Annotated in this window: 14 protein-coding genes; 1 reads left to right on the top strand and 13 read right to left on the bottom strand. The window is 58.4% G+C overall.

The window, feature by feature from the left end; all coding sequences use genetic code 11:
* Window positions 1–114: 114 nt before the first annotated feature.
* From M4951_RS07350 to M4951_RS07295, 12 genes are all read right to left on the bottom strand, one after another.
* A complete protein-coding gene (locus tag M4951_RS07350) occupies window positions 115–912 on the bottom strand; it encodes a flagellar motor protein MotB (protein ID WP_262025835.1) in 798 nt (265 codons plus the stop codon).
* Window positions 913–980: 68 nt separating this feature from the next.
* Window positions 981–1,502 (bottom strand): hypothetical protein, encoded by a 522-nt coding sequence (locus M4951_RS07345; RefSeq protein WP_262025834.1) that lies wholly within the window; start codon window positions 1,500–1,502, stop codon window positions 981–983.
* 506 nt (window positions 1,503–2,008) lie between these two features.
* Complete coding sequence (locus M4951_RS07340) at window positions 2,009–3,295, bottom strand: prepilin peptidase (RefSeq protein ID WP_262025833.1); 1,287 nt, start codon at window positions 3,293–3,295, stop codon at window positions 2,009–2,011.
* 19 nt (window positions 3,296–3,314) lie between these two features.
* Complete coding sequence (locus M4951_RS07335) at window positions 3,315–3,848, bottom strand: shikimate kinase (protein ID WP_262025832.1); 534 nt, start codon at window positions 3,846–3,848, stop codon at window positions 3,315–3,317.
* 3 nt (window positions 3,849–3,851) lie between these two features.
* Window positions 3,852–5,339 (bottom strand): shikimate dehydrogenase, encoded by a 1,488-nt coding sequence (gene aroE, locus M4951_RS07330; protein WP_262025831.1) that lies wholly within the window; start codon window positions 5,337–5,339, stop codon window positions 3,852–3,854.
* A gap of 87 nt (window positions 5,340–5,426) precedes the next feature.
* Window positions 5,427–7,340, bottom strand: coding sequence for a DNA mismatch repair endonuclease MutL (gene mutL, locus M4951_RS07325; RefSeq protein ID WP_262025830.1), 1,914 nt, complete (start codon window positions 7,338–7,340; stop codon window positions 5,427–5,429).
* A gap of 15 nt (window positions 7,341–7,355) precedes the next feature.
* Window positions 7,356–8,837 (bottom strand): sigma-54-dependent transcriptional regulator, encoded by a 1,482-nt coding sequence (locus M4951_RS07320; protein WP_262025829.1) that lies wholly within the window; start codon window positions 8,835–8,837, stop codon window positions 7,356–7,358.
* Between the two features lie 54 nt (window positions 8,838–8,891).
* The gene (locus M4951_RS07315) at window positions 8,892–9,632 is read right to left on the bottom strand and encodes a two-component system sensor histidine kinase NtrB (protein ID WP_262025828.1); all 741 of its coding nucleotides are present in this window, start codon (window positions 9,630–9,632) and stop codon (window positions 8,892–8,894) included.
* Between the two features lie 127 nt (window positions 9,633–9,759).
* Window positions 9,760–11,973: a polyribonucleotide nucleotidyltransferase gene (gene pnp / locus M4951_RS07310; protein ID WP_262025827.1), complete on the bottom strand. Its 2,214-nt coding sequence runs from the start codon at window positions 11,971–11,973 to the stop codon at window positions 9,760–9,762.
* A gap of 247 nt (window positions 11,974–12,220) precedes the next feature.
* The gene (gene rpsO, locus M4951_RS07305; protein WP_262025826.1) at window positions 12,221–12,490 is read right to left on the bottom strand and encodes a 30S ribosomal protein S15; all 270 of its coding nucleotides are present in this window, start codon (window positions 12,488–12,490) and stop codon (window positions 12,221–12,223) included.
* Window positions 12,491–12,744: 254 nt separating this feature from the next.
* Window positions 12,745–15,219, bottom strand: coding sequence for a ComEC/Rec2 family competence protein (locus M4951_RS07300; protein ID WP_262025825.1), 2,475 nt, complete (start codon window positions 15,217–15,219; stop codon window positions 12,745–12,747).
* Between the two features lie 94 nt (window positions 15,220–15,313).
* On the bottom strand, window positions 15,314–16,912 hold the full coding sequence (locus tag M4951_RS07295) for an FMN-binding glutamate synthase family protein (RefSeq protein WP_262025824.1): 1,599 nt from the start codon (window positions 16,910–16,912) through the stop codon (window positions 15,314–15,316).
* Between the two features lie 220 nt (window positions 16,913–17,132).
* Between M4951_RS07295 and M4951_RS07290 the strand changes: the two genes are divergently transcribed.
* Window positions 17,133–17,702: a hypothetical protein gene (locus M4951_RS07290; protein ID WP_262025823.1), complete on the top strand. Its 570-nt coding sequence runs from the start codon at window positions 17,133–17,135 to the stop codon at window positions 17,700–17,702.
* 2 nt (window positions 17,703–17,704) lie between these two features.
* On the opposite strand, the gene pyk is transcribed toward M4951_RS07290, so the two are convergent.
* Entirely contained in the window at window positions 17,705–19,177 is a 1,473-nt protein-coding gene (gene pyk / locus M4951_RS07285; protein ID WP_262025822.1) for a pyruvate kinase, read from the bottom strand.

Genomic DNA, 19,177 nt, shown 5'->3' with positions numbered 1-19,177 from the left:
CAACAGACGCGCTCTAGCGCAAAATGTTCGGCAGACGACCGGTCCATTGTAATTGGAATCGGCCGTTATCGTCAGGCGTCAAAACGGGGCGCAAAAAATGACGTTAGAGCGGCTTTAAGAGCCGACGTCTTCGGGATAGATCACAATGTCGATCCGGCGATTGCGGGCCTGACCGGCAGGCGTCGCGTTGGAAACGACCGGATGATTGCCGCCGTGCCCTACCACAAACATTCGATTGGGCGGAACTTGCCCGCGAGCTACCAGTTGGTCAAAAGTCGCTTGGGCCATGCTGGCCGAGAGCTGATGCTGCGACGCGAACGGCGGCGACGCCGCCTGATTGTCGGTATGTCCTTCGACCCCGATTAAATTGCGGGGGAACTGTTGACGAATCGCGTTGGCTACCTGGTCGAGCGTCGCATAGGCGTTTTGATGCAGCGTATTGGTGCCGGTCATAAAGATCTGATCGGCCGGAATCTCGATGCGAATCAGGTCGCCGTCGACACGGACTTGGGCGCCCGAGATTTGAATTTGCGAAACGCTTTGCTGCAGACTGTTGTTCGGCGTGATCATCGCGCCGCCCCGTTGCCGAGTCGACGCCAACAGCGTGGTGTTCTCTTGCTTGGCCGACGCGATTTGCTGTTGGGCTTGCGTCAGTTGTTCGCCGGCGTCACGCAGCTGTTTTTTCAGCAGACCGACTTCGTCTTGCAAGATCTTGGATTGCTGCTGCGACTGCGCGATTTGCGCGTGCAGATCTTGATTATTTGCGTCCAAGCCTGAGGCTCGCCGTTGAAACTCGGCGATTTGGGCTTGCTGTTGCTGCTGAGCGGTCAATGCCTGCTGACGTAGCGCGGCGTCACCGGTACATCCGGCGGCGAAGGCGATCAACAGTAGGGAGGCGACAAAGCGGAACATCGTGTCGGCAAATCAGGTTCGAAACTTGAGACAATCTGGCCAGCGGGGCGGATCGTAGCAAGCATGCTTTATGCCGGCAAGGTCGTTTTATGCGACGCTAGCGTTTCCTGATCGGCGGCAGTCGAGTATTCGCCATAGAAACGCTTGATGAAATTGCGTCCTGGCAGATGCGCACAGTGAGGCTCCCAACCGCTCCGCTTGAGATTCCGCTCGCTTATTTGCGGATTGGAAACATCGGTAACAATCGCCGCCGCTCGTCGCAGACGCGCGACTTCGTCCAGCGTTTCCAGGGCGCAGCGAAACGTTCGCCAAGTCGTCTGCTTGCCGGAGATCACGTAGACCAGCGACAAAAACCCAGGCGCCGTCAGCGGCGCGTTGTAGTAGAGCCAGCAACGGTCGTTAGCGGCTCGCTGGTGAACGTACCGGCCGATCGTCGCGACCTCCAGGCGAGAAATCCACTTCGGCCAAGGGCGAAAATGAATCGCTTCCAACTGCGACTCACGCGCCACGATCAAACCATACCGGCGAGCGCGCACCACTTCGGCGCTAGCCGTCAGGTTGGTGATCGTTTCGAAGGGAAGGCGCAGCATCAGACAGTTCTCCTCCGCAAACATAGCTTGTATTCACGCACCTGCGGGGCGAAATTTGGCCACGACGATGCGCAACATGCGACCAGCACCCTTAAGTATTGCAAAATCCTTAGCATTTAATTAGACTTAGGAAAGCATTTTAAGAACAAACAATCAGAGCCAGATGCGACAATCGCATTCTTCCTAGAGATCCCAATCTACCTATTGCGCAAAATGAGCAGCTTCCCCAAAAAATCAGGCAGCGGTCCGATCCAACCTTGTCCGATCCGATCCAACCTTGTCCGATCCGATCCAACCTTGTCCGATCCGATCCAACCTTGTCCGATCCGATCCAACCTTGTCCGATCCGATCCAACCTTGTCCGATCCGATCCAACCTTGTCCGATCCGATCCAACCTTGTCCGATCCGATCCAACCTTGTCCGATCCGATCCAACCTTGTCCGATCCGATCCAACCTTGTCCGATCCGGTCCAACCTTGGTTTGCCCCTGCCTTCTGGGAAGAACTTACGAATCCCGAAACAGCACGCGTTCTTTGAAGATTTGCCAGGGCCAGAGGATCATTCCGACAGCGACCGGCAGTGCGAGAAAAATCGCCGGCAAAATCCATCCCAGCACCAACATCGGCGAGTATTGTTGCCAAAAGCTGGGCCAGTACAAAAAGAGGAATAACGTCCCGAAGCAAAGATAGGGTCCAAACGCCAGCGCGACATCGCCGGTCGTCAGCCAGCGAATGACCGCAAACAGACAAGCGATCATCGGCGCCAGAAAGAAGATCGCGATCGCCGGCTGCCAACCGACGTAGGCGCCGATCATGAACATCAAGGTGACGTCGCCAAACCCCATCGCTTCGCGTCCGAGCGCGGCGCCTGCGAAGATCCGCACCAGCCAGACCAACGCTCCGGCAAACGCCATCCCGACCAGCGCCGAGAGCAAGCTTTGCCAAGAGTTTTCCCTGGCGGCGATCGACCAGACGGCGGTGATCCCGATCAGTCCAATCGCCAACAGTCCCAAATTGAACGGAGTCAACGCATAGCGACGCATGCTGCCGACAAAAAAGTCGCAGCCTCGTTTCCACCCTTTGCGCCAACAGAGGATCTTGGGGCTAATCGCAAACCACCAGCCGAAATAGAGCAACAGCGCGATCGCCAAACCGGCGGGGCCATTCAAATAGGCAGGCCACTCTTCGGCGCCGGTCGTCAGCCGCAGAAACGCCGCGTTAATCGTGCCGTCAAAAGTGACCGGTACGTAAGAAATAGGAGGATCGGGAACGGTCAGCAGCGACATCGGCAGCGCCACAGCGAAGATCAGTCCCAATAGAAAGCCGGGGATCGTGATCTCGTCAGGGATCAATCGTTCGTCAAAGTCGATAAACGTAGCGACCGCCATAAAACAGATCAGCGTTATGTGACTCACGAATGTCGCATGCAGCGCTGGTTGCATGTTGGCCGCCGGGGTCATGATGATCTCTGGAACCAGCTCGCCGCTAACCACGATCCAGTAGTAGTAAGGCGTGAAGAGCGCGAAAAAGAGTTCGATCATGAGGGGGCGAATCCAGTAGTAGCCGCCATGCAGCGGAACTTCGCGACTAAGCGACAGCCAGCCGAAGATCGGGATTCGATCGAACCACGACCGCGCCGGCGCCTGGTCCAATTTGGGCGTCCAGGGATCGATGCTCGCGGGTCTGGATCGCAAGCGATAGATCGCTCGATTGATCTGGCCGCCGGCAATCGCGCCGGTCAGCAACAGGAGCAACATCCGCAGTTCGATCGGTAGTGCGAGCCAAGCGTTCACGTCAGCGTATCCTTGCGGCTTAAGACGCCGACTCGATCAAAGGAGCGAAAAATTGGTAGATCTCCCAAGCAACCTCTTCTGGCGTCTGCTGCTGGGTATCGACGATCACATCGGCCGTTTCTCGATACAACGGCTCACGAATCTGCAACAAGTGTTCGATCTCCGCCAGCGGCGTCGCGTCGGTCAAACGGGGACGCTGCGCCGCGGTCGCCGCATCCGCCGAGATGCGGTCCAAGATCGTTTCGGCAGCGGCGGTCAGCCAAACCGTATAGCTGCTCGTCTGGATCGCGGCTCGATTCTCCGCACGCAACACGGCGCCGCCGCCGAGCGCAATGACTTGCTGATCTTGCTGCATCAGATCGGCAATCACGGCTGTTTCCAGATCACGAAACGCCGGTTCGCCGTCGGCAGCGAAAATCTGAGCGATCGTGCGCTGCGCGCGTCGCTGAAGCTCGACATCGGCGTCGACGACTGGCCAACCAAGACGCTCGCCCAGCAGCCGGGCGACATGCGATTTGCCGACTCCGCGAAATCCCACCAGCGCCAGATTCATCCGCTAACTCGCTTTCACGGCGCCGGTGATTTTCTTCAGCGTGTCACGCATCAGATCGCGCGACGGCTCAACGCCGGTGAACAGCTGGTACTGCAGCGCCGCCTGACGCACGAACATGTCGACGCCGGTCACCACCTTGCAGTCGCGCTGTCGCGCTTCTTTGATCAACAACGTTTGTTCAGGATTGTAGACGGTGTCGAACACGACCATACCGGCGCGCAGACGAACTTTGTCGATCGGCGATTCGTTGACGTTCGGATGCATGCCGACCGGCGTGCCGTTGATCAAGATGTCAACCCGCTCCAGGCCGCGATCTTCCCACGAGACCATGCGACATCCCAAACCTTTGGCCAGATCGTCGGCGTTTTCGTCGGTGCGGCTGGCGATGATCACGTCGACGCCCCGATTCTTCAATCCCCAGGCGATCGCTTTGGCGACTCCACCAGAGCCCAGCACCAACGCCGTTTTATTTTCATAAGGGTTAGCGACATCTTGCGGAAGCGCCGTCGCCAAACTGGCCAGCGCCGCGTCGCAGTCGGAGTTGAAACCGGACGGGCCTCCTTCATTGAACAACACCGTGTTCGCGGCGCCGATTCCTTGAACGGCGGCGTTCGGTTTTTTGATCATCCGCACGATCGTTTCTTTGTGCGGGATCGTCACGCTCAAACCTTTGATCTCCAGCGCCGGACAATCCTCTTGGATGAACGAAGCCAGGTGCTCTCTGGGCACGCGGAACGGCAGGTAACAACGATTCGCGCCTTGCTCGCGGAAGCAGGCGTTGTGCAACTGCGGGCTCAAACTATGCCCGATCGGATCAGCGATCACGCCAAAGATTTCGGTCTCGGCGTTGATCTGGTCGTAGCCGTAAACCTCGCGCATCTGCTGATAGCCGATCTGCCCCGGCGCGAGCGTTCGCTCGTTCGAGTAAGTCGAGTAGGTGATCGGTACGCCGTACTTGGCGCCCAGGATGCGCGTCGGCGTTCCCATGTCTCCCATGCAGAGCGCGATGGTCGGAACGTCATTCCGCTGCGCCAGTTTGAGCATCCGAATGTTGTCGTGCGGCGAGTTGGCCATCGTCGCGAGCTTGACAATATCGGGATCGAGCTTGCACATCCGCTCATGAATTTCTTCGATGTCGGCCGGCGTCTCTCGAAAGTTGTGATAGCTGATGATTCGTTTGGTCGAACCGTAGCGCGGAATGTTGGCGGCGATGTCTTCTTCGATGTCGACATAGTCGGCCCCGTCCACGATCGCCGTACGCAGCACCATCTGGCGTTCCGCTTCCATCCCGGCCCAGCGACCGCCGTCTTGCTCACGCCGACAGGTGATCAGCACCGGACCTGGCCGATCGTTCAACAGACGCTTCAGCTTGATGGTGCCGTTGATGTAGTCGAGGCGCAGCTCGACCAGCTTGACGCCCAGATCCACCAGATGTCGATGCTCGGCGATGATATGTTTATGTCGGCCGCGGCCGATGCTGACGCAGATCATGGAGGGAGAAGTACCAACAGTTTGTATGGGGGGCTGTTCCACCGGCATTCGTCGAATCCTCTATTTTGGCTTGCCTGGGCGCTCGGATCAAATCCTCTCAAAGCGCCGATCAAGCTCTTCTTTCGTAAAAACCAGCGAAGTGGGGCGCCCGTGCGGGCAATGATGAGCGTCTTGGCACAGGTGCCGCAGTTCCAATAAAGCGTCGATTTCTTCGGCGGAAAGGCGATCTCCGGCCTTCACCGCCGCTTTACAGGACATCATATGCAGCAGTTCATCCAGCAAATCACGCCGATCAGGTCGTTTTCCGTCACCAACCAGGTGATCGATCATCTCGCGCAACGTCTCACTTGGTTTGCGACGGTCGAGTATCGCCGGATAGCTGCTGATCAGAATCGTATCCCCCCCAAACGAAGCAACCTGAAACCCAAGCTGAGCCAGCGGCTCTTGAGCTTGCATCACCGCCGAAAACTCGGACGGCGACAGTTGCATCGTCTCGGGAGCGAGCAGGTTTTGCGTTTCCAAGCGACCTGCCAGCGCTTTCTCCCGAAATTCTTCGTACAAGATTCGTTCGTGCAACGCATGCTGATCGATCACCACCATCCCCTCAGGCGTCTCGGTCACCAGATAGCGGCGATGCAATTGTAACGCGCGACCCGGCGTCGGTTGCGGCGGCGTTTCGTGAGGAGCGTCCAATCGAGCCGATTCGCCTGGATGCCCATTGTTACGCGCCGGCGAAGCGGCCAGTGCGTCCCGATCAAACCGACTCAACTCTAGTGGCGGGTGACGCTGTGAACGAAAATCGAGATCGAGCGTCTCCTGTACGCTCCGACGCTCACGCAGTTCTTCGTCGTCCGCCGGCAATTGCCCTTTGGCCCACGCGACCAATTCTTCGCGCATGCGGGCCGCGGTCTCGACATCGTGTCCGTTGATATTGCCGCCGCCGCTGGATGCTCCATGACGTTCATCGTCGCTTCGCTCATTACTGTCGACCGGCTTGTAAGTCGCGGTCAAATCGGTCGAGAGAAACTTGGTCCGCAGAGTTCCCAGCAACTGACTATAAATACGGCCGCTATCTTGAAAACGAACTTCCAGCTTGGTGGGATGGACGTTGACGTCCACCATCTCTGGCGGCATCTGCAAGCGCAGGAACGCAATCGGATAGCGCCCCGTGAGCAGCAAGCCGCGATAAGCTTCGGACAACGCGTGCTGCAACGCGCGATCACGAATGTGTCGGCCGTTCAAAAACAAGAACTGCATCTTGTTGTTGCCGCGATTGAATTTTGGATCGGCGACGTAGCCGGACAGCCGAATCGTGTCGTCCGCATTATCGATCGGAATCAAATGGGTTGCGATTTCATCGCCAAAGAACGCCGCCAACCGCTCGCGCCAATTGTCGCTAGGGGGCAAATCGTAGATCTGCCGAGCGCCATGTTTCAGCGTAAAATGGACATGCGGAAACGCCAACGCGATGCGGGTAAACGCTTCGCTCAAATGACCGAACTCGGTCTGCGTCGTTCGCAAGAACTTCTTCCGCACCGGCGTATTGAAGAAGAGATTACGAACTTCAATCGTCGTGCCGACCGCCGCGCCGCACGGGGTGACTTCGACCAGTTGGCCGCCGTTGATGTACATTTCGGCCGCCGCATCCGAGTCTGGAATCCGGCTGCGCAACCGAAACTGGCTCACCTCGGCGATCGAAGCAAGCGCTTCTCCGCGGAACCCGAGCGTCCCGACATGAAACAGATCGTCGGCGTCCAAAATCTTGCTGGTCGCGTGGGAAGCGACCGACAGTTGCAACTGATCTTCGGCGATGCCGCAACCGTTGTCGGCGATGCGCACCAATTCGGAGCCGCCATGCTCGATCGTTACGTCGACGCGCGTCGCGCCGGCGTCGACCGAGTTTTCCATCAATTCTTTAACAACGCTCGCCGGACGTTCGATCACTTCGCCAGCAGCGATCTTGTTGACCACGCTGGTCGGCAGTTGGCGTATGGTTGGCATCCGAGCCTCCTGCGACTAATTGTCGCCGCGAAGATTGTATTCTTTGATTTTGCGATACAGCGTCCGCTCGCCGATCTGCAACATTTTGGCCGCTTCTTCGCGATTTTGATTCGTAAACTTCAACGTCTCCGAGATGAACCGCTTCTCAACTTCGTTCATCGGTTGTCCGACCAAATCAAGCAAGCCAGGCGTTCCATCCCCATCGATCGCCGCTGGCGAGCTAGCCGACGACGGAGGGGGCAACGCGACCGGGTGAATCACATAGTCGGCTTCGTCCATCAATTCTTCCGGCAGATCATCGATCCCCAGCACGCCGTCCAGATCCAGCACGACCATGCTTTCGACCAGATTGCGCAGTTGGCGAACATTGCCTGGCCAATCGAATTGATAGAAACGTTTGACGACCGCTTTATCGATCCCCTTCACCGCTTTGCCATGTCGTTTGGCGAAATGTCGGCGGAAGTGATCCATCAACGGGATGATGTCATCCCGTCGTTCACGCAGCGGCGGAACGACCACGGTGACGATTCGCAGGCGATAGTACAAGTCGCTCCGGAAAGCGCCCCGGCTGATCGCTTCTTCCAAATTGCAGTTGGTCGCTGACAGCAAGCGGACGTTGATCTTGATCGGCTTGTTCTCTCCGACGCGCGTGATCTCGCCCGACTCCAATACTCGCAGCAGCTTCACTTGCGTCGCCATCGGCATGTCGCCGACTTCGTCCAGAAACAGCGTGCCGCCGTTGGCGTATTCAAACCGGCCGACCCGTTCGGTCGCGGCGTCGGTGTAGGCGCCTTTGGCGTGCCCGAACAGTTCGCTCTCAAGCAAGTGTTCGCTCAATTCGGCGCAGTTGAGCGGCACAAACGGTTTGTTCTTGCGGGGGCTGTTCTGATGAATCGCCTGGGCGACCAGCTCTTTACCGACGCCGGTTTCTCCTTGGATCAGGATACTCGCGTCGGTCGGCGAGATCCGTTTCAGGCGATCGATCACGTGCCCCATTCGAGCATCGGCGAAGATCAAGCCTTCGTAGCCAAACCGCTCGTCCAACCGCTGCAACAAATCGGTGTTGGTCTGCCGCAACTGGACCGTCTCGGCCGCGCGGCTGACGGCGGCTCGCAGCTTGTCTGGGGTGAGCGGCTTTTCCAGAAAGTTGAAAGCGCCCTGCTGCATCGCTTCGACCGCGATCGAGATCGTGCCGTGACCGGTGACGACGATCACTTCGCAGCCGGGCAAGTTGCTCTTCGCCTTCTGCAAGACGCCGATGCCGTCGACCTCGTTCATCACCAGATCGGTGATGACAATCTCAAAGTCATCCCGCTCGATCCGCTCGATCCCTTCCGGACCGCTGGTCGCGATCGTGCAGGGATAGCCGACACGCTCCAAGCTTTCGCACATCGTCAGCGCGTGGGCCTTGTCGTTGTCGACAATCAAGATCCGAAACGCACCATAATTGATCGGCGCGATCTCGGTTGATTCAGACTTGGGGTGGTCGCCGGTCATACAGTTCAATTTAACGGAATCGAGCGAAACTCACTAGAACCAAGCGTCAGATGATTAACCGCCGATGCGGGCCGGCTTCGGAAATTCCAGCGTAAATTTCGTTCCACGGCCCAATTCGCTCTGCACATCAATGCGAGCGTGATGCGCGTCAATAATCTTTCGCGCCAGCGGCAATCCGAGCCCCGATCCCCCATCTTTGGTTGAATAGAACGCGTCGAACATGTGCAGCGCCGTTTCTTCGTTCATGCCGCAGCCGTCATCAATAAAGCCAAGGGCGACTCCATGCCGCGTCTCCTGCGTCCGCACCATCAAAGTTCCGCCGTCAGGCATCGCCTGGATCGCGTTGATCACCAGGTTAAGCAAGGCCGAATAGAGGGTCTCAGCGTCAAGATTGATGCTGGGCAAATCGGCGTCAAGAAAACGGACGATCTCGATCCCCTGCTTCTCGGCTTGGGCGGCGACAAAGTCGAGCACGCGATCGACCTGCTCATTCAAGCTGCCAGGCAATAGATTCAACTGCCGCAAACGTGCAAACCGCAAGAAGTCGTCCAGCAGATTTTGCAGTCGCATGCACTGATCTTGGACGATCTTGGTTTTTTGCAGCGCGCGGCGTTCGGCCGAAGTTTGCGGCGGATCGAGCTCTTCGGCGAGCAGATCCATATTCATCCGAATGACCGAGAGCGGGTTCTTGATCTCATGCGCAAGCGAGCCAGCCAACTGCGCGATCTCGTTGTATTGCTCGAGCAGCCGTTGGTTGATCGTCTGATTTTCAGCGGAAGACGATTCGCTGGTCACCGATTTTGACTCCGCAATAGTGCTCTAGTGACGAAAACGCCCGGCGACGCAAATGCGAAGCCGGGCGAATGATGTTCGGCGGAAAGCTGACGCTTTCCGCTTCTGTTCTCAGCAATCGTCGAAGCGATTAGTCTTCGCGACGTCCGCGTCCACCGCCGCTGCGACCACCACGGCCGCCGCGATCGCCGCCGCGTCCACCGCGATCTCCACGACCGCCGCCTTCGCCGGCGCCTGCCGGTTGAGGTTCGCCGTCGCCTTCGGGCGCGTCAATCGCCTTGTGGCTCAGCTTGACGCGATCATGCTCGTCGACGAGCAAGACTTTGACCTTCAGCATGTCGCCCACTTTGACGACGTCATTGACGTTGCCAACGTATTCGTTCGACAGTTCGCTAATATGGCACAAACCGTCACGACCCGGCAAAATTTCGACAAACGCGCCAAAGTCTTTGACGCTGGTGACGCGACCTTCGTAGATCTTGCCAACTTCGACTTCGCCGGTGATCGCTTGCACGCGAGCCAGAGCCGCTTCGGCCCATTCCAGCGTCGAGCTGGCGACCAACACGGTGCCGTCTTCTTGGACGTCGATCGTTGCGCCGGTCTCTTCTTGAATGCCGCGGATCGTCTTGCCGCCGGGACCGATCAGCAAGCCGATCTTCTCGGGGTTGATCTTGGTGCTCAGCAAGCGAGGAGCCCAGATCGACGGCTCATCTTTCGGAGACGAGATCGTGGTCAACATCGTGCGGAGGATCTCGATCCGAGCGACACGCGATTGCTCCAGCGTCGCTTTGATGATCTCGGCGCTGATGCCGGCGATCTTCAGGTCGAGTTGGATACCGGTGATGCCGTTTTGCGTACCGGCGATCTTGAAGTCCATGTCGCCGAAGTGATCTTCGTCACCCAGAATGTCGGTCAGCAGGATGAAGTCATCCCCTTCCTTGACCAGACCGACCGAGATGCCTGCGACCGGGTTGCTGATCGGCACGCCGGCCGCCATCAAACCGAGGGTCGCAGCACACACGCTGGCCATCGAGCTCGAACCGTTCGATTCCAGAATGTCCGAAATCACGCGGATCGTATAAGGGAACTCATCGGGACCCGGCAGGACCGGCTTCACGCTACGTTCGGCCAAGGCGCCGTGCCCGATCTCGCGACGACCCGGTCCACGAATCGGACGGCATTCGCCAACCGAGTAGGAGGGGAAGTTGTAGTCGAGCATGAACTTCTTGGCGTACTCTTCCTGCAGTCCGTCCACACGTTGTTCATCGCGTGACGTGCCGAGGGTGATCGTCACGAGCGATTGCGTTTCGCCACGCTGGAAGACCGCCGAACCGTGAACGCGCGGCAGCACGTCAACTTTGCATTCGATCGCACGCAGAGTATTGCCGTCACGGCCATCCGGACGCGTGCCGGCGAGGATCAGATCGCGAACGATCCGTTCGTCCAGGTCGTGCCAGGCTTCTTTGAAGACGGCGTCAGTGATCGCGTCTTCCGCATTGGGATCGGGGATCATTTCGGCTTTGACGCGCTCTTTCAGAGCGCCGACCGCTTCAGCGCGATTCTGCTTGCCGGAGGTCTGCTTGGCCGATTTGAAATCGTTGTAATATCGATCGACCAGCGTTTGGTAAATCGGGTTCGGAGCCGCGGCTTCGTAGTTCGACTCTTTGGCGCCTGCCTTTTCCAGGAACTCCAACTGCATGTCGCAGATCTGCTTGATGTATTCATGGCAGGTCTCGATCGCTTTCAGCATGACGTCTTCGGGCATCTCGCGAGAGAAGCCTTCGATCATCAAAACCGATTCTTTGTTGCCCGAGATGATCAGGTCGAGATCACTCTCTTCCAGTTCTTCGTGCGTCGGGAAGACGACAAATTCGTCGTTGATATGCGCCAAACGAACCGCGGCCAGCGGGCCGTCGAACGGCAAGCTTGACAAGCCGAGCGCCACCGCGGCGCCGTTCATCGCCAGCACGTCGCCGTCATTTTGACGATCGCTGGAGAGAACATTGGCCATCACTTGAACTTCGTCGCGGAAGCCCTTCGGGAACATCGGGCGGATCGGGCGATCCATCAGACGGCAAGTCAGAATTTCTTTGGTCGTCGGTCGGCCTTCACGCTTGATGAAACCGCCGGGAAACTTGCCGGCCGCCGCCGTACGCTCGCGATAGTCGCAAGTCAGCGGGAAGAAATCGGTGCCGGGACGAGAAGGGCCGGTTGCTGCGGCCGTTAAAACTACCGTATCGCCATATTGCGTCAGACAGGCGCCCGCCGCTTGTTTTGCCAAATACCCCGTCTCAAACGACAGGGTCAGTTTACCAATCTGCTTTTCAACTCGGATAATTTCCACTTTCCGTTTCCTAACAATACATTGCGATCCCCGCGGCGCACTATCCGCTCGGTCAAAAGAGAAGAACGACCTTGGGCGACGAGAATCATATTCCAAAAATGCTTTTATCTATCTACGCCTACATCCGTCGCTGCGCGCAGTCGAACCGTCGACACGCGCATTTTCGCCGGGTAAGCAGACCAGTGCTGCGCCCTGGCGAAGAGGAAAACATTGACGAGACCAGCCGTCTCGTCGGGCAATCCGACAACTACTTGCGGATATTGAGCTGCGCCAGCAGTTCCAAGTACTTTTCTGGATCGTGACGCTTCACGTAATCCAGCAGACGACGACGGCGGCTGACCATCATCAGCAGGCCGCGACGCGTCGAGTAGTCGTGCTTGTGGGTCCGCATGTGCTCGGTCAGATTGTTGATCCGCGTCGTCAACACCGCAATTTGAACTTCAGGCGATCCAGTATCTTCGCCAGCGCGCTGGAACCCTTGAATTACCTCTAACTTCTTTTCTTTCGTGATCGACATCGGTTGCGACTATTTCCGTAGCTTGGCCAACACGAGCGTCTATCCCGGTCAACTCGACCAACACCTCTCCAAACGACTGGGAGGCCGGGACAGACAACACTCACTTCCGGTCTATTTCCGCCGACTGTGTGTGGATAAGTTCGTTAATGTAGCAGTCTTAGCACCGTTTGCAACCGTAGATGACGTCAGCCGCACTTTTGACGGCCACCCAAAACACACAAAGCCCCTATTTAATTGCACTTACGACACAACCGCTACTTGTAGGGGGAAACCACAACCGCCTCGTCGATCACGCGAATCGTGACCGAGCCGCAACTGGCCGTGTGCCAAACTTGGGCGCCAAAGTCGATAGTTTGCGCCATCGCTCGCTGCTGGTCATTCACCGATCCGCTGACTACGACTATTTCGGGGGTCGACCAAGCCAAAAATCGAGCCGGATCACTACCGGCGCTTCCATGATGCGGAGCCATTACCAGATCACAGTCGATCGGCTCTTCTCGCAACACCCCCTCTAATCCCGGCGTCTCCAGATCACCCGGCAACAGCAGGCGACGACCAAACGCTTCGAGCAACAGCACTATGCTATTCGCGTTGTCGCTTCCCAACACGCCTCGCGCTGTGGGGTGCAAGACGGTCACGCTCACGTCCGCCCCCACCGCCAGACGATCGCCTGCCTGCAAAGTTGCGAGCGGAATCTCGGCTGCGGCGATCGATTCGCGCAAAAAGCGCAACCCCGGAGACTCTCGCTCAAACATCACCGGCGAGACATAAACGCGGCCGACCGAGAATCGCTCGAGCAAACCAGGCACGCCGTTGTAGTGATCGCCGTCGGCATGCGAGATGACCAGTGCATCCAGATGCGTCACCCCGCGTGACCAAAGCAGGGCCGAAACCGATTCAGTCGCTCGCCGTGGAGAGCCAAGCCGACCGCAATCGTACAGCAAGTTCGAGCCATCCGGAAACTCGACAAAGACCGAGGTTCCGTGCCCCACCGAAACAAACGTGCAGCGCAGTTCTTCTCCCGCGGTTCGGCTGGCTGGCGCTATCGCAGCAAACAAACCTAGCGCGCACCAACCGCCCAAGATCGCGCCGCCGCGGATCAACGGCCAGCCCCACTGACGCACGGCGATCGCGACGCAGGCCAACAACAAATACCAACCGCAAGTCCACCATCCAGCCGGCCCCGCTACCCAAATGCTTCCCCCCGGCAACGCGTCGGCCGACGAAACGCCAACGGCTAGCCAGCGCAAACTTCCATCGCAGAGCAGCGCCGCCGGATAGGCCAACCAGCTTGAAAATGGAGAAACAACACAGACCGTCAATCCCGCCGCCAGCGCGATCGAGGTGACCAGCATCAACGGCGGAGAGTAAAGCAACGCCGCCGGAGAAATGAGATGAAACTGCGACGCGATCAGCGGCAGCGCCGCCAACCAGATCGCCAAACCAGCGACATAGGCCCCACCGATCGAGTTGATCCCGCCGCGTATCAGCCGCAGCTGCCAAGGTCGACTCTCGGCAATCAGCCGATCCAGCGGATCTGCGATTCGCCACACCAATAGCGGCGCCAGCCAAATCAAAACGGCGACCGCCAAGAACGATAACTGCGGCCCCACCCGAAACAGATCGGCCGGATTCCAACTGACCACCACCAAGAGCGCAGCGGCCAAAGTATTCCAGGGCAAGACGCGCCGCTCGGCCAACATCCCCAGCGCGAACACGACCACCAACACCGTCGCGCGCACCACCGGCGGGCGCATGTCGACCAGCAACATGTAACCGATGGCGAACGCAATCACCGCCGCCGCGATTCTCTTCGGCGAGAACAGGCAAAGCCGCAACGCTCCGTATACGACGCCGACCAAAACCCCCAAGTGCAATCCGGAAATCGCCAGCAAGTGCACGAGTCCGGTCTGCACAAACTCTTCCGACAAGCGGCGATCGACCTCAGACCGATTTCCTAACAACAGCGCATCGGCCAGCGGCGCCGCTGACGGCGACAGCTGCGCCGACAAATTACGGGCCACATAGCGGCGAACTTCGGCCATCAAGCTCCAGAGCGAGAAGCGCGGCTTCCCTTGGCTCTCGACACACGAGGCGAACCCGGTCCGCAGCGAGACCAGCGTGCGATCAGCTCTCCCATGGGCGGCGAAGTCAAACTCGCCGGGATTGGCCGGCGGCTCGATTCGCATCGCCTGACAATAGACGCGGACGCTCTCCCCTGCCCCGACGTTCAACGATTCGGTTTGTACGAGTAGCGACGCTTTGCCGACGGCCGGTCGCCAATCGCGGCCAGCCCGAATCGCGGTGATCTGCAGCGGCAAGCGAACTGCTCCCTCTTGCTGAAAATTTTGGAGCGCGCTCGGCGGGGCCGGCGGCAGCGCGATCGGGTAGTCGAGGGTGCGAGCTTCAATCGCGATCGGCTGCGACGTATCTCCCACGCTCAGCGCGATGTCATGGGCCGCAAACCGATTCCAGGCGGCGTCATGCAGTCGCGCCCCCAACGCGGCGACCGCCAACAACACCAGCCACGATCCTGCGAGCTCCCACCGTTTTCGCCAGCAGAACAGCCACATCGTCAGCGACGCGGCCAAGATCAGAATCGGCGGCAACAGGCCAAGCGACCAAGAGCGATCGGCGAGTATCCCCGCGCACAGAGCGGCCGCGATCAACACCAGCGGTTGATTTACTTTTATGCGGCGACTGGGCGAAGAAACTTCTGGCGATTCCACACGAACGTCCGGTAGCCAATTGGCGAGACGGAGTCGTTCAATTTACCGCGACAGTTGGCCGCGACGCCAGCAAAATCTGCACGCCGATGTTGTGTTAAACCCCCGATTCGACCAGCTTAGAGCGGCTCTTTCCATGGATATGGACCAGCGAATCGCGCTGATCCAACGGCGCCGACATAATGCGACGAATCGTCTCTTGATCGTCGGCCGACGGCAAACCCCATTCCGGGCGATGATCGAACAACGTCGTCGCCGCCAGCGCTTGCAGGCGGTCGTCGAGGACGTCGAAATGATCGAGCGTCACCAAGGATGGATGAACCACGCCGCACGCACGACTCAGCCGCAACAGTTCTTTGCGCAGCGTCGCGACGTAATTGGCCACACGAAACGATTTGAGCGTCGGATCGAGCCCTCGTTTCAGCCACCAGTTTTGCGTCGCCACACCGGAAGGACAGTGCCCCGTATGGCAGCGCTGCGCCTGGATGCATCCGATCGCCAACATCGCTTCACGGGCGACCGAAATCGTATCGCAGCCAAGCGCCATCGCGAACAAACCTGTTTCCGGAAAGCCCAGCTTGCCGGAGCCGTTGAACACCACATGGTGATGCAGGTCAAACTTGACAAACTCACGATAAACTCGGCCAAAGCCGATCTTGAACGGCAAAGCGACGTGATCGGCGAAAACCAACGGCGCGGCGCCGGTTCCCCCTTCACCACCATCGATGGTGATAAAGTCAACGCCGCGATGCGTGCGGGCCATCGACTCGGCCAGGTCGGTCCAGAAGTGAAGTTCGCCCACCGCCGACTTGATGCCGATCGGCACGCCCGACGCGTCGGCCAACTTCTCGACAAAATCAAGCATTTCGTCGACGTTGCGAAACGCGGTATGGTTGGATGGGCTGGCGCAGTCGCGACCTTGCGGAATCCCACGGATACGAGAGATCTCGGCGGTAATCTTGGCCGCCGGCAAAAAACCACCCACGCCCGGCTTAGCGCCTTGGCTCAGTTTGATCTCCACAGCACGGACCGGATTGGCCGCGACCACTTCTTTGAACATGCCGAGATCAAAATTGCCATGTGAGTCGCGACAGCCAAAGTAGCCGGTCCCGATCTGCATCATCAGATCGCCGCCGCGCTGATGGTAAGGGCTGATTCCCCCTTCGCCCGTATTTTGCAAACAGCCGGCCAGTTTGCTGCCGATGTTCAGCGCTTCGACCGCCGGTCCGCTTAGCGAGCCGAAGCTCATGCCGGAGACGTTGACCACGCTCTTGGGACGAAACGCAAAACGACGACCGCGATAGGCGCCCATTACTTTGGCGCAAGGGATGCGGAATTCTTGATCGAACTCTTTCTCGCCGGGATGCGGATCGTGGATCGGAAACGCAGCATGCTTGATGATCAGATGGTTCGGCGACGACTCTAGGTCGTCATCGGTGCCAAAGCCGAAGTAGTTGTTTTCGCGCTTCGAAGAAGCGTAAACCCATGTTCGCTGATCGCGACTGAATGGACGTTCTTCGTTATTGCTGGTTACGATGTATTGACGCAACTCGGGCCCGATCGCTTCGAGCCAATAGCGGAAGTGGCCGATGATCGGAAAGTTTTTCAAAATGGCATGCTTGGTCTGCCACAGATCGTGCACCGTCACAACGGCGGCAACGGCGACGATCACGCCCAAAACGATGAGGGTCCACATTTTTCCCTAGCCTCTTCTTTTGCCCTGCAGCGACGAAAATCGCTGCCCTGCAACACCTTACAATTATACGACGTCGCTCAGCGGCGTTTGTTCATCGAATTTGAGAATCTGCGGCATCTACGACCGAATTCGTCTCCCTAACCGTCCCAAACGGCAATAAATCCGGCAATAGCACTTCGTCACAGCTAGTTACCTCTTATTTGTCGCAAGGCTCCGCCGCTTGATCCGACCCCGCACGCCTCCCAGATCCGAAACAGACCTAGAGCCGGATTTACCTCCGCCGCGATTCACGCTTCGCAGCTTGGGGATTGTCTTTGTGCTGCTGGGAGCGGCCTTCTTGCTGATGAAATGGGTTAGCCCGATCGCTTCGGCCGGACTCTTGCTGCTGGCGATCTCGGTATTTGCTCATATCGCCGGCAACTATATCGGCACGCGACTTCAACGAAGACGGATCGCTCCGACAGAGCCCTCGTCGCTCTCCGGCGAAGATCCGCTGACCGCAGAAGAGTTCGCCCCGCGGATGCAATTGGGAGAAACCACGCGAATCAACCGGATCGGCTATGGCGTGACGATTGGGATGGCGATCCTGGGTGCAATTACCGGCGTGATCGCAGGCAGTTATTGGGCGCCGCGCGAGATCTGGTTTCCCGCGGTCTTCGCCGTTTGCTTGGCTAGCGGCGCAGCGCTCGGCGGGATTGGAGGTTTTACGATCTTTCATTTCGCCTGGCAGCTCTTTCAGAGTTGGCGCCAGGCGATGCGACATTCGAAGTCGGCGTCAAAGCGCCGCTAACGCTACTCGGTAACGCCGTAGCCTTCGGGCGCTTCGACCTTGTGTACGACGACGATGTACTCGGCCGACTGCATAATGCCGCCGCCGGTCACAAAGACGACCCGATCATTCGGTTTGAGCAAACCGGCTTCAAAGCCCCACTTGTCGACAAAGCGACGCAACTGGATGCCGTTGTGCACCGGAGCTCCGTCGATCGGAATGATGCCCCAGTAAAGCGACATCCGTCGCAAAGCGGCCTTCGAGTCGCTGACGCCGATCGTCGCGATACAATCGCGAATCTTCGCTTTGGTCAGTGCGGTCCCGCCGGTGCGGGTCGCCATCACCATCAACTTGGCGTTCAGCAGATCGGCGGTTCGCGTAGCGCCGGAAACGACCGCCTGGGTCACGGGATGGACCAGACCGATCTCTTCGCCGCGTACCGAATTGGACAAATCCTCGCACAACATCCTTTCGGTCGCCAACATGATGCGGTTCATCATCTTGATGACGGTGATCGGGTGCTCGCCGACCGCGGTCTCTTGCGACAACATGCAAGCGTCGGCGCCATCGAGGATCGCGTTCGCCACGTCAGTTGCTTCCGCACGCGTTGGGCGAGAGTTTTTGGTCATGCTGTCAAGCATCTGCGTCGCGACGATCACCGGACGACCGATTCGCGTGCAGGTTTTGACAATCAGTTTTTGCGCGGCGGCGACTTCGGCCACGTCGATTTCGACGCCGAGATCGCCGCGAGCGACCATCACGCCGTTGGAGACTTCGACAATTTCTTCCAGGTTGTCGAGCGCTTCACGCTTTTCAATTTTGGCGATCACCATCGCCCGCGATTCGTGCGCTTGCAGCAGATCTTTCAGTTGACGAATATCATCCGCTTCGCGGACGAAGCTCAGACTGACGTAATCGAGATCGGTTTCGGCGGCCCAGCGGATATGATCACGATCACGCGGCGTGATCGTTTCCACGCCCAGCTTGGTCCCCGGCAGATTGATTCCTTGACGACTGCGCAAGATGCCGCCGGCGACCACCACGCAAGTGACCGAATCTTCGGTCTTCTCGACCACTTCCATCGTGATCGTGCCGTCGGCCAGCATCACGTTATCGCCCACTTTGACTTCGTCAATCAGCGGCTCGTAGTTGCTGACCAACTCATTCGGTTCGGTAGCGACGTCGCCGCGGATAAAGCGGTACATCTGCTCTTCGACGCAGTAAATCGGATCCTGCACCAACGTGCCGAGACGGATCTTCGGCCCCGATAGGTCTGCCAACGTCGCGACCGGGCGCTTCAGACGTTCGCTGATATCGCGAATCGTCGTCGCCACACGAGAGTGTTCGTCCAATTCGCCGTGGGCAAGGTTGAGCCGAAAGACGTCGACTCCGGCCAGAATCATTTGTTCCAGCATCTCCGGCGTATTACACGCGGGGCCAACCGTCGCCACAATTTTGGTGCGGGCACGCTGGGGAAGTAAGCGGGCTGCGGACAT

The sequence above is a fragment of the Blastopirellula sp. J2-11 genome, assembly GCF_024584705.1.
Classification (GTDB): domain Bacteria; phylum Planctomycetota; class Planctomycetia; order Pirellulales; family Pirellulaceae; genus Blastopirellula.
Note: the sequence above shows the minus strand (reverse complement) of the source record. Positions and strands in the feature narration are given on the sequence as shown.

Bases quoted from the DNA above. Each gene is read 5' to 3' on its own strand.
- mutL (WP_262025830.1), bottom strand. From the start codon at position 7,340: ATGCCAACCATACGCCAACTGCCGACCAGCGTGGTCAACAAGATCGCT.
- pyk (WP_262025822.1), bottom strand. From the start codon at position 19,177: ATGTCCGCAGCCCGCTTACTTCCCCAGCGTGCCCGCACCAAAATTGTG.
- rpsO (WP_262025826.1), bottom strand. From the start codon at position 12,490: ATGTCGATCACGAAAGAAAAGAAGTTAGAGGTAATTCAAGGGTTCCAG.
- M4951_RS07295 (WP_262025824.1), bottom strand. From the start codon at position 16,912: ATGTGGACCCTCATCGTTTTGGGCGTGATCGTCGCCGTTGCCGCCGTT.
- M4951_RS07350 (WP_262025835.1), bottom strand. From the start codon at position 912: ATGTTCCGCTTTGTCGCCTCCCTACTGTTGATCGCCTTCGCCGCCGGA.
- M4951_RS07320 (WP_262025829.1), bottom strand. From the start codon at position 8,837: ATGACCGGCGACCACCCCAAGTCTGAATCAACCGAGATCGCGCCGATC.
- M4951_RS07335 (WP_262025832.1), bottom strand. From the start codon at position 3,848: ATGAATCTGGCGCTGGTGGGATTTCGCGGAGTCGGCAAATCGCATGTC.
- aroE (WP_262025831.1), bottom strand. From the start codon at position 5,339: ATGATCTGCGTCAGCATCGGCCGCGGCCGACATAAACATATCATCGCC.
- M4951_RS07345 (WP_262025834.1), bottom strand. From the start codon at position 1,502: ATGCTGCGCCTTCCCTTCGAAACGATCACCAACCTGACGGCTAGCGCC.